The organism is Nocardioides sp. NPDC058538 (assembly GCF_042719275.1).
GTDB lineage: Bacteria > Actinomycetota > Actinomycetes > Propionibacteriales > Nocardioidaceae > Nocardioides.
The window spans coordinates 1-13,180 of the sequence record NZ_JBHXNY010000030.1; the positions used below are offsets into that span (position 1 = coordinate 1).

Sequence of the window (13,180 nt, forward strand, 5' to 3'; positions counted from 1 at the left end):
CCCCTCGGCCGGGGGGCCCCCCCCCCCCCCCACGCGGCTGACGTCTCGGCCGGCGGGGGTGACGTCTCAGTCGAGGACGAGCACCAGGTCGCCGCCGTCGACGGCCTGGGTGCCGGAGAAGGCGAGGCGGGAGACGGTGCCGTCGACGGGGGCGGTGATGGCGGCCTCCATCTTCATGGCCTCGATGGTGGCGACGGTGTCGCCGGCCTTGACCGACTCCCCGGCCGCGACCGAGATGGTGACGACGCCCTGGAACGGCGCCGCGACCTGGCCGGGAACGGCGGGGTCGGCCTTCTCGGCGGCGGCGACCTCGGCGGCGACGGAGCGGTCACGTACCCCGATCGGGCGCAGGTGGCCGTTGATCGTCGCCATGACGGTGCGGATGCCGCGCTCGTCGGGCTCGGAGACGGCGGTGAGCCCGAAGATGACCGTCTTGCCCTCGGAGAGCTCGACGATGTGCTCCTCGCCCTCACGTAGACCGTAGAGGTAGTCGAGCGTCGAGATCACCGATACGTCGCCCCACTTCGAGCGGGCCTCGGCGAAGTCCTTCGTCGGTCCGGGGAAGAGCAGCCGGTTGAGCGTCCCACGGCGGTCGGAGGCGAGCCCGGCGGCGTCCTCGGCCGATAGCGTCGGCGACGCCGCCTTCCAGGTGCGTCCCGCGGTCGCCTTGCTGCGGAACGGCTCGGGCCAGCCGCCCGGCGGGTCACCGAGCTCCCCGTTGAGGAACCCGATGACCGAGCCCGGGATGTCGTACGCAGCCGGGTCGGCCTCGAACGCGGCCGGGTCGGCACCGGCCGCGACCAACGACAGAGCCAGGTCGCCGATGACCTTGGACGATGGCGTGACCTTGGGGACGCGACCGAGGATCTGGTTGGCCGCGGCGTACATGTCCTCGATCTGCTCGAACTTCTCGCCCAGCCCGAGCGCGATCGCCTGCTGGCGCAGGTTGGAGAGCTGGCCGCCCGGGATCTCGTGGCGGTAGACCCGGCCGGTCGGCGCGGGCAGTCCGGACTCGAAGGGCGCGTAGACGCGGCGTACGGCCTCCCAATAGGGCTCGAGCGAGTTGACCGCCGCCAACGACAGGCCGGTGGCACGAGAGGTGTGGTCGGTCGCCGCAACCAGGGAGGAGAGCGGCGGCTGGGAGGTGGTGCCGGCCATCGACGCGGTCGCGGCGTCGACGGCGTCGACACCGGCCTCGATCGCGGCCGTCAGCGTGGCCAGCTGGCCACCGGCGGTGTCGTGGGTGTGCAGGTGGACCGGCAGGTCGAACCGCTCCCGGAGCGCGGTCACCAGGGTGCGCGCAGCGGGCGCCCGCAGCAGCCCGGCCATGTCCTTGATCGCGAGTACGTGTGCACCGGCCGAGACGATCTCCTCGGCCAGCCGCAGGTAGTAGTCGAGCGTGTAGAGCTTCTCGTCGGGCGAGGAGAGGTCGCCGGTGTAGCAGAGCGCCACCTCGGCGACGGACGTCCCGGTCGCCCGCACCGCGTCGATCGCGGGCCGCATCTGGGACACGTCGTTGAGCGCGTCGAAGATCCGGAACACGTCGATCCCGGTCTCCGCGGCCTCCGAGACGAACGCATCGGTGACCTCGGTCGGGTAGGGCGTGTAGCCCACCGTGTTGCGACCGCGTAGCAGCATCTGCAGGTTGATGTTCGGGATCGCCTCGCGCAACGCGGCGAGCCGCTCCCACGGGTCCTCGGAGAGGAAGCGGAGAGCCACGTCGTACGTCGCGCCACCCCATGCCTCCATCGACCACAGCTGCGGCGTCAGCCGGGCGACATGGCCGGCGACGCCGAGCAGGTCGGTGGTGCGGACCCGGGTCGCCAGCAGCGACTGGTGGGCATCGCGGAAGGTGGTGTCGGTGACCGCGACCGACTCCTGGGAGCGCAGCGCGGCGGCGAAGCCCTCCGGCCCGAGCTCGCGAAGCAGATCGCGAGAGCCCTTCGGCGGAGTCTCGGAGAGGTCGAGCTTCGGCAGCTTCTCGACCGGGTGGAGCGAGACCGGCGCGGCGCCGTGCGGCTGGTTGACGGTCACGTCGGCCAGGTAGGTGAGCAGCTTGGTGCCGCGGTCACCGGAGGCCCGCGCGGTCAGCAGCTGCGGGTGGGTCTCGATGAACGAGGTCGTGATCGAGCCCGAGATGAAGTCGGGGTCGTCGAGCAGCGCCTGCAGGAACGGGATGTTCGTCGCCACACCGCGGATGCGGAACTCCGCCACGGCCCGTCGGGCCCGGGTGACGGCGTCCTCGAAGGTGCGCCCGCGACAGGTGAGCTTGGCGAGCATCGAGTCGAAGTGGGGCGAGACCTCGGCTCCGGCGTACGTCGTGCCGCCGTCGACGCGGATCCCGGCACCGCCGGGGGAGCGGTAGGTGGTGATCATGCCCGTGTCGGGGCGGAAGTTGTTGGCCGGGTCCTCGGTGGTGATCCGGCACTGCATCGCCGCGCCGCGCAGCTGCACCGAGTCCTGGGTGAGCCCCAGGTCGGCCAGCGTCTCGCCGGACGCGATCCGCATCTGCGAACGCACCAGGTCGACGTCGGTGACCTCCTCGGTCACGGTGTGCTCGACCTGGATGCGCGGGTTCATCTCGATGAAGACGTAGTTGCCCGCGGGGTCGAGCAGGAACTCGACGGTGCCGGCGCAGGAGTAGCCGATCTCCTTGGCGAACCGCACCGCGTCCGCGCACATGCGTTCCCGCAGCTCAGGAGGCAGGTTGGGGGCGGGGGCGATCTCGACGACCTTCTGGTGGCGGCGCTGCACCGAGCAGTCACGCTCGAAGAGGTGGATCACCTCACCGGTGCCGTCGGCGAGGATCTGCACCTCGATGTGACGCGGCTCGACCACGGCCTGCTCGATGAAGACGGTCGGGTCACCGAAGGCCGCCTCGCCCTCGCGCATGCAGGTCTCGACCGCCTCGCGCAGCTTGTCGGGGGAGTCGACCCGCCGCATCCCGCGACCACCGCCACCCGCGACCGCCTTCACGAACAGCGGGTAGGGAAGGGCGGAGGCGGCGGAGACGAGCGCGTCGACGTCGGTGGACGGCTCGACCGACTGCAGGGTCGGCACGCCGGCAGCCTTGGCCGCAGCGATGGCGGTGGCCTTGTTGCCGGTGAGCGTGAGGACCTCCGCCGACGGTCCGATGAACGTGATCCCCGCCCGGGCGCAGGCCTCGGCCAGCGCCGGGTTCTCGGAGAGGAACCCGTAGCCGGGGTAGATGGCGTCCGCGCCGCTCTGCTTGGCGACCTCGACGATCGCGTCTGGATCGAGATAGGCCCGGATCGGGTGACCGAGCTCTCCGATCTGGTAGGCCTCGTCGGCCTTCAGCCGGTGCTCTGAGCCCCGGTCCTCGTAGGGAAAGACGGCGACCGTCTTGGCCCCGAGTTCAAAGCCTGCGCGGAAAGCTCGGATCGCGATCTCGCCGCGGTTGGCAACCAACACCTTCGTGAACATGGCGGCCACGCTACCCATCCGAAGTGCGTCGTCCAGGTTATGGGACGATTTCGCCCAGTCAGTGGACGTTGAGAAGTCGCGAACTGTGCGGATTCGTTGGGACCGCTGAACGGGTCGCGAGCCATACCCTCGGCGACATGAAGATCAAGACTCGACAGCGTCGTTCAGCTCTGGTCGCCATCGCTGGCACGGCCCTGCTGGCCGGATCGCTCACCGCGCTCGGAGCGGCGAGCTCGCCGGCCGCCGCAGCAGGCACGGTGAACTGCTCCGGCTCGATCAACGGCAAGGCCGGCGGCTACATCCGCAAGCGCGGCATCAAGAACAGCACGATGACAAGCAACTATCGCAGCGCCGGCACCGTCACCTGGTCGCCGCGGGCGTGGATCGAGATCGGCGGAGCCGGTGACGAGACCACCTGGAAGACCAGCTACATCGTGCCCGGCACCGACGGCACCGGCCGCACCGTGACCATCGGCGGGACCAACGGGCAGTCCGTGCTGTCCGAGACCAGGTCTGCGCAGCTCTACCGCTCCAACGGCACCGCGGTGACCGGCTGGAACCCCAAGAAGGTCGTGAACGGCCCGACGACGGCGGTCTACAGCGTCACGACGTCCGGCGTCGTGCAGCAGACGGCGCTCTCGTACTCCACTGCGGGCACCCGCCTCGGCACGGTCACGAACCTGCCGGTCACGCTGCCGAGCACGACGACCGTCGCAGGCGTGTGGACGAGCCACAACGGGGTGATGTACAACCTGCTCTACTCGATCAACCCGAGCACCAACAAGCTCGAGCAGATCGTCGTACGTCCCGACCGCCCGGCGGAGGCGAAGAAGTACGTCGTCCGCAGCCTCGGCACCGGATGGCGCTACATGTCGGTGCACAACTGCTACGACGCCGACGGTGCGGTCGCGGCCAAGGACATCGTGCTGATCAACCCCACGACCGGCAAGGCCGTGCGCATCCGTCAGAGCAGCGGCATCGGGCACAGCACGACCTTCTCCGCCTCGACCCGGGTCGGCACCGACGGCTCGTGGAAGTGGAGCGGGATCAGCAGCTAGCGCTCACCCTGGCCAGAGGTCGAGCAGGTCCCCCGGGCGCAGCCCGAGGGCGTGCTCGATGTCGCCGGGCGAGGTCTCGCGCAGGTACTCCGAGACCAGCTGCGCGAGCTCCATCCAGTAGCCGCGCAAGGTCGACTCGGACAGATACATCGACCGGCTCATCTCGGCGTACGTCAGACCGCGGGCGCGATGGGCGAGGACCTCGCGCTGCCGCGGCGTGAGGACGGTGATGCTGCGGCGGCGTACGAGGACCTCGATGAGACCGGTGATGCCCGGGGGGATCACCGGCTCTCCGGCGGCGACCGCACGGAACGCCGCCTCCGCCTCGGTCAGCGAGGCCGCTTTCGAGACGACTCCGGTGGCCCCGGCGGCGAGGCAGGCGGCGAGCACGAAGCGGCGCTCCTCCTGGGAGTAGACGCAGACCCGGTAGCCGGCATCGACGATCCGTCGGATGGCCGTGGTGCCCTGTGAGGCGTCGGGCTGGCCGGTGTTGGCGAGGTGGAGGTCCAGGATCACCACGTCGGCCGCCGGCCGCGCCGTGAGCAGGTCCTCGACGGATCCGTGGCTGGACACGAAGTTCAGATCGGGCAGGAGCAGGCTCAGCGAGGCGCGCATCGCCGTCGCGTCGTCCACGTGGCTGAAGCGCGGCCCGGGGGTCACGGCAGACATCACGAGACCTCCGCGGCGGTCGTCTGCGCGAGCGTGACCGTGGTGCCGAGGTCGCGGATGCTGTTGATCTCGACGTCGATGCCGGAGCGCGCGAGCTGCGCGACGACCACCTCCCGTAGCCCGACCCCGTACGCCGTCGCGGAGGTGTCGAAGCCGATACCGTCGTCGTGGAGCGTGACCTCCCAGCCGGAGCCGTCCTCGTCCTCGGCGGCGTGCAGGACGACCCGGCCCGCCTGCGCGTGCTGGCGTACGTTGAGGAGCAGGCTGCGCATTGCGGCGGCCAGGTCGTCGGCGAGCGCGCGTCGGAGCGCGACGTCCTGGGCGAGGTCGGCGACCACCGTGATCGGCAGGTCGTCGAACTCCGCGCCGACGGCGGTGACCACCGCGGCCAGGTTGGTCGCCTCGCTCACCGGAGGCGGGGTCTGACCGCTCAGATAGGCGCGCATCCGGTTGAGCTCGACCTCGGCCTGCGACCGCAGCGCGCCGTTGCCGCTGGCGGTGTCGGTCTCCACGAGCAGTCGCATCATCGCGGTGCCGTTGTGGATCGCGAGCCGAGCACGTCGCTCCTCCTCGGCCTTGGCGGCCTCGGCGGCATAGCGCCGGGCCTCATCGGCCTCCGTCCCGATCCGCACGATCGTCTGACAGCCGAACCAGGCCAGCGGCCCGAGCACGAGCAGCGTCAGGCACGTGCTCAGCGCACCGGTGAGGTCGGCCCAGCCGCCCACGGTCGGCGCGATGTAGACCGCCTCGGCGACCGCCAGCGAGGTGAGCAGGGACATCCACAGCCACCGCGAGCGTACGGCCGAGAGCCCGCAGGACACGCACAGCGCGTAGCCCAGCTGGAACCCCACCCAGGTGCCTGTACGCAGCTCCACCGGCACCGTCCACAGCCCCACGATCAGCAGCGCCACGGCCACGGCGACGTCGAGCACGGCGTACGTCACGCCCGGCGGGCGCCGGGTGACCAGGGTGATCGCCGCGATCGCGACGAGCATGACGGTGGCCAGGATCCAGCTCGCCCCGGTCAGCCAGGGGTGGTCGACGCGGGAGAGCGCGGGCATCGCCGTCAGCAGCGACGGCGCCATCTGCGCGAGGGTCGCCAGTCGCATCCCGGCCACGAAGAATGCCACCAGGCGCGTAGCGTCTGCCCGAGTCGAATGTGGCACCCGTGAATTGTCGCTGATGGTCGACCCGCGGGCGTCACCGGCCGATCAGGGCACCTCGCTGCTCGTCCATCTGCTTCCGCAGACCGCCCACGACGGCGGCCACGGCCGGCCTGCGCCAGGACTCGGGATGCACGACCGCCCAGTAGGGCAGCCGCTGGTGGATGTCCTCGTGGAGCATCCGGACGAGGTCGGGGTGCCGGTCGGCCATGAAGCAGGGCAGCAGGCCCAGCCCGGCGCCTGCCCGGGTCGCCTCGACGTGCACGAACACGTTCGTGGAGGTGACCGCGTCGCGGATGCCGGGCAGCAGCCGCCGGGGGATGTCGAGGTCGTCGACCTGGAGCATCGAGTCGACGAAGTAGACCAGGCGGTGGCGTACGGCCTCCTCGATCGTGCCGGGAGCGCCGTGGCGCTCCAGATAGCCGGGGGAGGCGTAGAGGCCGAGCTCGTACTCACCCAGGTGCATCGCCCGGCCGCGGTTCACCGCCGGCTCGCCGACCACCACCTCGATGTCGACGCCGGAGCGGTGCTGGGCCGCCTGCCGGGTCACGGTGACGATCTCGACCGAGAGCTCGGGATGGTCCTGCCGCAACACGGCCACCGCAGGCGAGGCGATGTACGCGGCGAACCCGTCGGTCGTCGACATCCGGACCACGCCGGCCACCGGGTCGGCCGGCTCGTCGGCAGCCAGCCGGGCCAGCGACTCGGCGACTCCCTCGGCGGCCCGCGCCGCACGCTCACCGAGAGCGGTCAGCGCCCAGCCGTCGGAGCCGCGCAGCAGGACCCTGCCGCCGAGGGCGCGCTCGAGGGCGGAGATGTTGCGGCTGACCGTCGTGTGGGTCAGGCCCAGCGAGCGGGCGGCGGTGGTGAAGCGGCCGCTGCGCGCCACCTCCAGCAGCACCAGCAGCTGGTCGGCGGAGGGCGGCGTCGACGGGGAGGTGGCCATCGGGCCACCCTATCCGTGGATGTGCATTTGCGTTCACGCCGTGTGCCAACATGCGCGTTGCAAGCACATTATGATCGCTGTCACACTCCGAGCCATGTCCACGACACAGCCGGGCGCCACTGCCGCCCCCAACGACCCCCCAGTCGACGAGCAGAGCCTGCTCCGCAGGACCGTGGCGGCCTCCATGGCCGGCACGGTCGTGGAGTGGTACGACTTCTTCCTCTACGCCACCGCCTCGGCGCTGGTCTTCGCCAAGGTGATCATGCCGGCCACCGGCAACGCCTACGACGCGATCATCGCCGCTTTCGTGACGTACGCCATCGGGTTCGTCGCCCGCCCGCTGGGTGGCGTCGTCTTCGGCCACATCGGCGACCGCCTCGGCCGCAAGTACACGCTGCAGCTGACCATCATGCTGATCGGTGTCGCCACCGTGCTGATGGGCTGCCTGCCGACGTACAACCAGATCGGCCTCGCCGCGCCGATCGCGCTGGTGGTGCTGCGGTTCGTGCAGGGGCTCGCCCTCGGCGGTGAGTGGGGCGGCGCCGTCCTGCTGGTCGCCGAGCACGCCCCCGACGACAGGCGGGCGACCTGGGCCGCGTGGCCGCAGGCCGCGGTGCCGGTGGGCAACCTGCTCGCCACGCTGGTGCTCACCGTGATGACCCTCGCGCTCTCCGACGCCGCCTTCCTGGCGTGGGGCTGGCGGGTCGCGTTCTGGCTCTCGGCCGTGGTCGTCGTTGTCGGCTACTTCATCCGCCGCTCGGTGACCGACTCGCCCATCTTCGAGGAGGCGAAGGCGGAGCAGTCCGAGTCCGCATCGGCCGGTTACGGCGTCTTCGAGGTGCTTCGCCGCTACCCGCTGGGCGTGCTCAAGGGCATGGGCCTGCGGTTCGCGGAGAACATCATGTACTACCTGGTGGTGTCCTTCTCGATCGTCTACCTGGTCGAGGACCAGAAGATGGACCAGGGTGCTCTGCTCGGCCTGATCGCGGTCGCGCACGCCTGCCACTTCTTCTTCATCCTCGCCGTCGGCCGGATCGCCGATGGCGTGGGCCGCAAGCCGGTCTACCTGATCGGCGCGGTGCTGGGCGCGACCTGGGGTTTCTGGGCGTTCCCGATGCTCGACACCAAGAACAACCTCGCGATCGTGGCGGCGCTCATCGCCGGTCTGGCCATCCACGCGCTGATGTACTCCACGCAGCCCGCGATCATGGCCGAGATGTTCCCGACCCGGATGCGCTACTCCGGCATCTCGATCTCCTACCAGGTGACCTCGATCTTCGCCGGCTCGCTCGCGCCGCTGCTGGCCATCGCCTGGCTCAAGGACACCGGCACCTGGACCAACACCGCGATCTACCTCGCGGTGGCCGGCATCATCACCAGCCTGGTCGTGCTCACCCTCAAGGAGACCCGGGGCACCTCGCTGCGGGCCCTGGACCGTGCCGACGCCGACCGTGAGGCCGCACGCGAGGTGAGCCCGGCGTGAACTCCGCTACGGCTGTCTCGGGCGCCGTCGATTCCGGACGTACGCTGCAGGGTCGGCAGGCCCTGGTGACCGGCGGCGCCTCGGGGATCGGTGCGGCGGTGGCCCGCGAGCTCGCTGCCCGCGGCGCCCGGGTCGTCGTCGCCGACGTGGCCGGCGATGCCGCCCATGCCCTCGCCGGGGAGATCGGCGGCGAGGCGTGGGTGGTCGACCTGACCGCCACCGAGGCCTTGGACGATCTCTCGCTGGAGGTCGACATCCTGGTCAATAACGCCGGCATCCAGCGGGTCAGCCCGATCGAGAAGTTCGACCCCGACGACTTCCGCAGGATCCACTCGATCATGCTCGTCGCTCCGTTCCTGCTGGTCAGGGCCGCCTTGCCGCACATGTACGCGAACGGCTGGGGCCGCATCGTCAACATCTCCTCCGTGCACGGCCTGGTCGCCTCCCCCTTCAAGAGCGCTTACGTCTCGGCCAAGCACGGTCTGGAGGGACTCTCGAAGGTCACTGCCCTCGAGGGCGGCCCGCACGGGGTGACCAGCGTCTGCGTCAACCCGGGCTATGTGCGTACGCCGCTGGTGGAGAAGCAGATCGCCGACCAGGCCGAGGTGCACGGTGTCCCGGTCTCCGAGGTCGTCGAGCAGGTGCTCCTGCAGGACGTGGCGGTGAAGCGGCTGGTCGAGCCGGACGAGGTCGGCTCCCTGGTCGGCTGGCTCACCGGCCCGGACGCTTCGATGGTCTCCGGCGCCTCCTGGGCCATCGACGGCGGCTGGAGCGCCCGGTAGCGTCCCGCCTTCCGTCCTCAGTCCTGGGTACGCCACCAGTCCACCGTCGCCTTGGCCCCGGTCTCGAGCGGGGTGGGTGCCAGGCCGAGCAGTGACTCGCTGGCCGAGGAGTCCAGCACGAACGGCTTGTCGAACTGGTAGACCATCTCGGCCAGCTCCCGGGTGCCGGGGTGCACCGCGCCGATCGCCTTCATCGTCCAGGTGGGGATGCGGCCGACCCGAGGTGCGGGGACCCCGGCCAGGTCGGCATAGAGCTGGACGAGCTCCCGCTGGGAGATGGCGGGCGCGGTGGGCGCATGCAGGAACGAGTTCCACAGGCCCTCCTCGTCGGCCGCCCGGATCATCGCGGCGCCCAGGTCGGGGACGTACGTCCAGGAGTGCGGTGCGTCCGGGTCGCCGAGGACGCGCATGGTGCGGCCGGCGAGGACCGTCGGCACCATGCGCTCACCGGCGTGGGCGTTGCGCACCAGTGGACCGTAGAAGTCCGAGGCCGCGACGCTGACCGTCGGGGTCGGGGAGGCGTCGCGGGCGCGGAGCAGCTCGACCCGCACCGCGGGCTTGCCGAAGTCGGCGGTGCGCGGCGTCTGTTCGGTCATCGGCCCGGTGACGTGGCCGTAGGCGTAGAGGCTCTCCGGGAAGAGGACCACGGCACCGGCCCGTCCGGCGCCCTCGAGCACGACCTTCTCTGCCCGCGGGAGCTCGGCGCGCCAGGTGTCGGCGGCGTAGGCGCTGCCGTGCATGCAGTGGAAGACGGCGCTCACGCCCGCTGCCGCGTGGGTGACGGTGTCGAGATCCGTGGCGTCGCCGCGGAGCCGCTCGATGCTCGCGTGCACCGGGCCGCTGCCGGAGCGAGTGAGGAGGCGTACGTGATCCCCGCGGGCGGCGAGCTGCTGGGCGATGGTCGCGCCGACGGGGCCGGCGCCGATGACGAGGTAGGTGCTGTTCATGGCTGTCTCCTGTGTTTCGGATGGTCGAGCCTGTCGAGACTTCGAGAGCGGTGCTCTCGGAATGAGTCTGACGCGAGCCTTCGGCAAAAGCAAGAGCAGTGCTCACTTTTGTTGACAGCGCTCTCTGGATCGGGTCACGATGGCGTCATGACAGCCACCTCACGAGACGGCACCCCACGCGAACGGGCGCGGGCGCAGACCATGGACGAGATCGTCCGGATCGGCCGCGAGCACCTGGCGATCCACGGTGCCGCCGCGCTCTCGCTGCGCGCGGTCGCCCGCGATCTCGGAGTGGTCTCCTCGGCGGTCTACCGCTACGTGAAGAACCGCGACGAGCTGCTGACCCTGCTCCTCGTCTCCGGGTACGACGAGCTGGGCGACGCCGCCGACACCGCCGTCGCCTCGGCTCCCGCCGACGACTACCGAGCCCAGTTCGTGGCGCTCGGCCGCGCGGTCAGGTCCTGGGCGCTCGCCGAGCCGGCGACGTACGCCCTGCTCTTCGGGTCGCCCGTCCCCGGTTATGCCGCTCCGGACGAGCGCACCAGCGTGCCCGGCACTCGCGTCCCGACCGCGATGCTGCGTCTGGCTGCCGATGCGATGGCGGCCGGTCGGCTGCGTGTGCCCGAGGAGCCGGGGGAGGTCTCACCCGCACTCGCGATGGGGCTCCAGGGCATCCGCGACCAGCTCGGCCTCGACCTGCCCGACGCCTGCCTCACCCGCGGCGTACTCGTCTGGACGAGCCTCTTCGGCCGGGTCAGCTTCGAGGTCTTCGGCCAGTTCGGCCCCGACGCGTTCGGTGACCCCGCCGCCCTCTTCGAGCTCCATCTGGCAGTCCTGGCCGACTCCCTAGGACTCGCCGAGTAGTCAGAAACTGACTATTCGCCGTCAGGAACTGACGTCTCGGCGGGCTACTTGATCTCGGCGATGACGGCGCCGTTGGCGACGGTCTCGCCGACGGTGGCGGTCAGGGCGGTGATGGTGCCGGTCTTGTGGGCTTTGAGGGGTTGTTCCATCTTCATGGCCTCGATGACCACGACGACGTCGCCTTCGGTGACTTCTTGGCCTTCGTCGACGGCGATCTTGACGATGGTGCCCTGCATGGGGGAGGTGACGGAGTCGCCGGAGGCGGCTGCGCCGGCCTTCTTCGCGGAGCGCTTGGGCTTCTTCGCGGCACCGGCACCGGCGCCGCCGCCGGCGAGTCCGCCGAGCCCGGCGGGCAGCGAGACGTTGAGACGCTTGCCGCCGACCTCGACGACCACGGTCTGGCGTTCGCCGGTCTCTTCGGCGGGTTCACCGGTGGTGCCGGCGTAGGGGGTGATCTGGTTGTCGAAGTCGGTCTCGATCCAGGTGGTGTAGACCTCGAAGGCGCCGTTGGCGGCGGTGTAGGCGGGGTCGTTGACGACGGCCTGGTGGAAGGGGATGGCGGTGGGCATCCCGTCGACCTGGAACTCATCGAGCGCCCGCCGCGAGCGCTCGAGTGCCTGCTCGCGTGAGGAGCCGGTGATGATGAGCTTGGCGATCAGCGAGTCGAAGGCGCCGGGGATGGTCTCGCCCTTCTCATAACCGCCATCGAGGCGTACCCCGGGCCCGGCCGGGGGCGCCCATTCGGTGAGGGTGCCGGGGGCGGGCATGAAGTTGTTCCCGCCGTCTTCGGCGTTGATGCGGTATTCGATGGAGTGGCCGCGGACCTCGGGGTCCTCATAGCCGAGCTCTTCGCCGGCGGCGATGCGGAACATCTCGCGGACCAGGTCGATGCCGGTGACTTCCTCGGAGACGCAGTGTTCGACCTGGAGGCGGGTGTTGACCTCGAGGAAGGAGATGGTGCCATCGGCGGCGACGAGGAACTCACAGGTCCCCGCGCCGACGTAGCCGGCCTCACGCAAGATGGCCTTGGAGGACTCATAGAGGCGCTTGTTCTGCTCCTCGCTCAGGAACGGGGCGGGGGCCTCCTCGACCAGTTTCTGGTGGCGACGCTGCAGCGAGCAGTCACGCGTGGAGATCACGACCACGTTGCCGTGGGTATCGGCCAGACACTGGGTCTCGACGTGGCGGGGCTTGTCGAGGAACTTCTCCACCAGACACTCACCCCGACCGAAGGCACCCACGGCCTCGCGGACGGCGGACTCGTAGAGGTCGGGGATCTCCTCCAGGGTCCGGGCGACCTTCAGACCGCGACCGCCACCACCGAAGACCGCCTTGATCGCGACCGGGAGGCCGTACTCCTTCGCGAACGCGGTGATCTCGGTGGCGTCCTTGACCGGGTCCTTGAGACCCGGAGCCAGCGGCGCCCCGGCCTTCAAAGCGATCTGCTTGGCTTTGGCCTTGTCACCCAGGGCGTCGATGGCTTCGGGGGAGGGACCGATCCAGGTCAGACCGGCCTCGATCACCGCTTTGGCGAAGTCGGCGTTCTCGGCCAAGAACCCGTAGCCGGGGTGGACCGAGTCCGCGCCGGACTGACGCGCGACGTCGAGGATCTTCTCGATCGAGAGATACGACTCCGCCGGGGTCGCACCATCCAACGAGTAGGACTCATCGGCCAGCCGCACGAACAGTGCGTCACGGTCGGGGTCGGCATAGACCGCGACCGAGCCGATCCCGGCGTCCTTGCACGCACGGATCACGCGAACAGCGATCTCACCACGGTTGGCGATCAGGACCTTTGTCAGTGGCTTGCTCAACGAGAACTCC

At 70.2% G+C, this 13,180-nt stretch carries 10 protein-coding genes; 4 read left to right on the plus strand and 6 right to left on the minus strand.

The features are described 5' to 3' along the window. Window positions 1-66: 66 nt before the first annotated feature. Entirely contained in the window at window positions 67-3,444 is a 3,378-nt protein-coding gene (locus ACFWQC_RS21860; protein ID WP_378682806.1) for a pyruvate carboxylase, read from the minus strand. A 137-nt stretch (window positions 3,445-3,581) separates the two neighbouring features. Here ACFWQC_RS21860 and ACFWQC_RS21865 point away from each other — a divergent pair, with 137 nt between their 5' ends. After that, window positions 3,582-4,502 carry a hypothetical protein gene (locus ACFWQC_RS21865; RefSeq protein WP_378682809.1) on the plus strand — a complete coding sequence of 307 codons (921 nt, stop codon included), beginning with the start codon at window positions 3,582-3,584 and terminating at the stop codon, window positions 4,500-4,502. A 3-nt stretch (window positions 4,503-4,505) separates the two neighbouring features. Here ACFWQC_RS21865 and ACFWQC_RS21870 read toward each other — a convergent pair whose 3' ends face one another. From ACFWQC_RS21870 to ACFWQC_RS21880, 3 genes are all read right to left on the minus strand, one after another. Beyond that, the gene (locus ACFWQC_RS21870; protein WP_378682812.1) at window positions 4,506-5,171 is read right to left on the minus strand and encodes a hypothetical protein; all 666 of its coding nucleotides are present in this window, start codon (window positions 5,169-5,171) and stop codon (window positions 4,506-4,508) included. Further along, the gene (locus ACFWQC_RS21875) at window positions 5,171-6,301 is read right to left on the minus strand and encodes a hypothetical protein (protein WP_378682815.1); all 1,131 of its coding nucleotides are present in this window, start codon (window positions 6,299-6,301) and stop codon (window positions 5,171-5,173) included. The genes ACFWQC_RS21870 and ACFWQC_RS21875 overlap by 1 nt, the downstream gene beginning before the upstream one ends. A 70-nt stretch (window positions 6,302-6,371) precedes the next feature. After that, window positions 6,372-7,280 carry a LysR family transcriptional regulator gene (locus tag ACFWQC_RS21880; protein ID WP_378682818.1) on the minus strand — a complete coding sequence of 303 codons (909 nt, stop codon included), beginning with the start codon at window positions 7,278-7,280 and terminating at the stop codon, window positions 6,372-6,374. Between the two features lie 94 nt (window positions 7,281-7,374). On the opposite strand from ACFWQC_RS21880, the gene ACFWQC_RS21885 reads away from it, so the two are divergent. Both ACFWQC_RS21885 and ACFWQC_RS21890 read left to right on the plus strand, forming a co-directional pair. Continuing rightward, window positions 7,375-8,763, plus strand: coding sequence for an MFS transporter (locus ACFWQC_RS21885; RefSeq protein ID WP_378682821.1), 1,389 nt, complete (start codon window positions 7,375-7,377; stop codon window positions 8,761-8,763). Further along, window positions 8,760-9,545, plus strand: coding sequence for a 3-hydroxybutyrate dehydrogenase (locus ACFWQC_RS21890; protein WP_378682824.1), 786 nt, complete (start codon window positions 8,760-8,762; stop codon window positions 9,543-9,545). Before ACFWQC_RS21885 ends, ACFWQC_RS21890 begins: the two co-directional genes overlap by 4 nt. 17 nt (window positions 9,546-9,562) lie before the next feature. Here ACFWQC_RS21890 and ACFWQC_RS21895 read toward each other — a convergent pair whose 3' ends face one another. Continuing rightward, the gene (locus ACFWQC_RS21895; RefSeq protein WP_378682827.1) at window positions 9,563-10,492 is read right to left on the minus strand and encodes an NAD-dependent epimerase/dehydratase family protein; all 930 of its coding nucleotides are present in this window, start codon (window positions 10,490-10,492) and stop codon (window positions 9,563-9,565) included. Between the two features lie 147 nt (window positions 10,493-10,639). Between ACFWQC_RS21895 and ACFWQC_RS21900 the strand changes: the two genes are divergently transcribed. Beyond that, window positions 10,640-11,356, plus strand: coding sequence for a TetR/AcrR family transcriptional regulator (locus tag ACFWQC_RS21900; RefSeq protein ID WP_378682830.1), 717 nt, complete (start codon window positions 10,640-10,642; stop codon window positions 11,354-11,356). Window positions 11,357-11,400: 44 nt separating this feature from the next. Here the strand turns inward: ACFWQC_RS21900 and ACFWQC_RS21905 are convergent, their stop codons facing one another. Beyond that, the gene (locus tag ACFWQC_RS21905) at window positions 11,401-13,170 is read right to left on the minus strand and encodes an acetyl/propionyl/methylcrotonyl-CoA carboxylase subunit alpha (RefSeq protein WP_378682833.1); all 1,770 of its coding nucleotides are present in this window, start codon (window positions 13,168-13,170) and stop codon (window positions 11,401-11,403) included. Between the last annotated feature and the right edge of the window lie 10 nt (window positions 13,171-13,180).

Bases quoted from the DNA above. Each gene is read 5' to 3' on its own strand.
- ACFWQC_RS21900 (WP_378682830.1), top strand. From the start codon at position 10,640: ATGACAGCCACCTCACGAGACGGCACCCCACGCGAACGGGCGCGGGCG.
- ACFWQC_RS21885 (WP_378682821.1), top strand. From the start codon at position 7,375: ATGTCCACGACACAGCCGGGCGCCACTGCCGCCCCCAACGACCCCCCA.
- ACFWQC_RS21880 (WP_378682818.1), bottom strand. From the start codon at position 7,280: ATGGCCACCTCCCCGTCGACGCCGCCCTCCGCCGACCAGCTGCTGGTG.
- ACFWQC_RS21860 (WP_378682806.1), bottom strand. From the start codon at position 3,444: ATGTTCACGAAGGTGTTGGTTGCCAACCGCGGCGAGATCGCGATCCGA.
- ACFWQC_RS21865 (WP_378682809.1), top strand. From the start codon at position 3,582: ATGAAGATCAAGACTCGACAGCGTCGTTCAGCTCTGGTCGCCATCGCT.
- ACFWQC_RS21895 (WP_378682827.1), bottom strand. From the start codon at position 10,492: ATGAACAGCACCTACCTCGTCATCGGCGCCGGCCCCGTCGGCGCGACC.
- ACFWQC_RS21870 (WP_378682812.1), bottom strand. From the start codon at position 5,171: ATGTCTGCCGTGACCCCCGGGCCGCGCTTCAGCCACGTGGACGACGCG.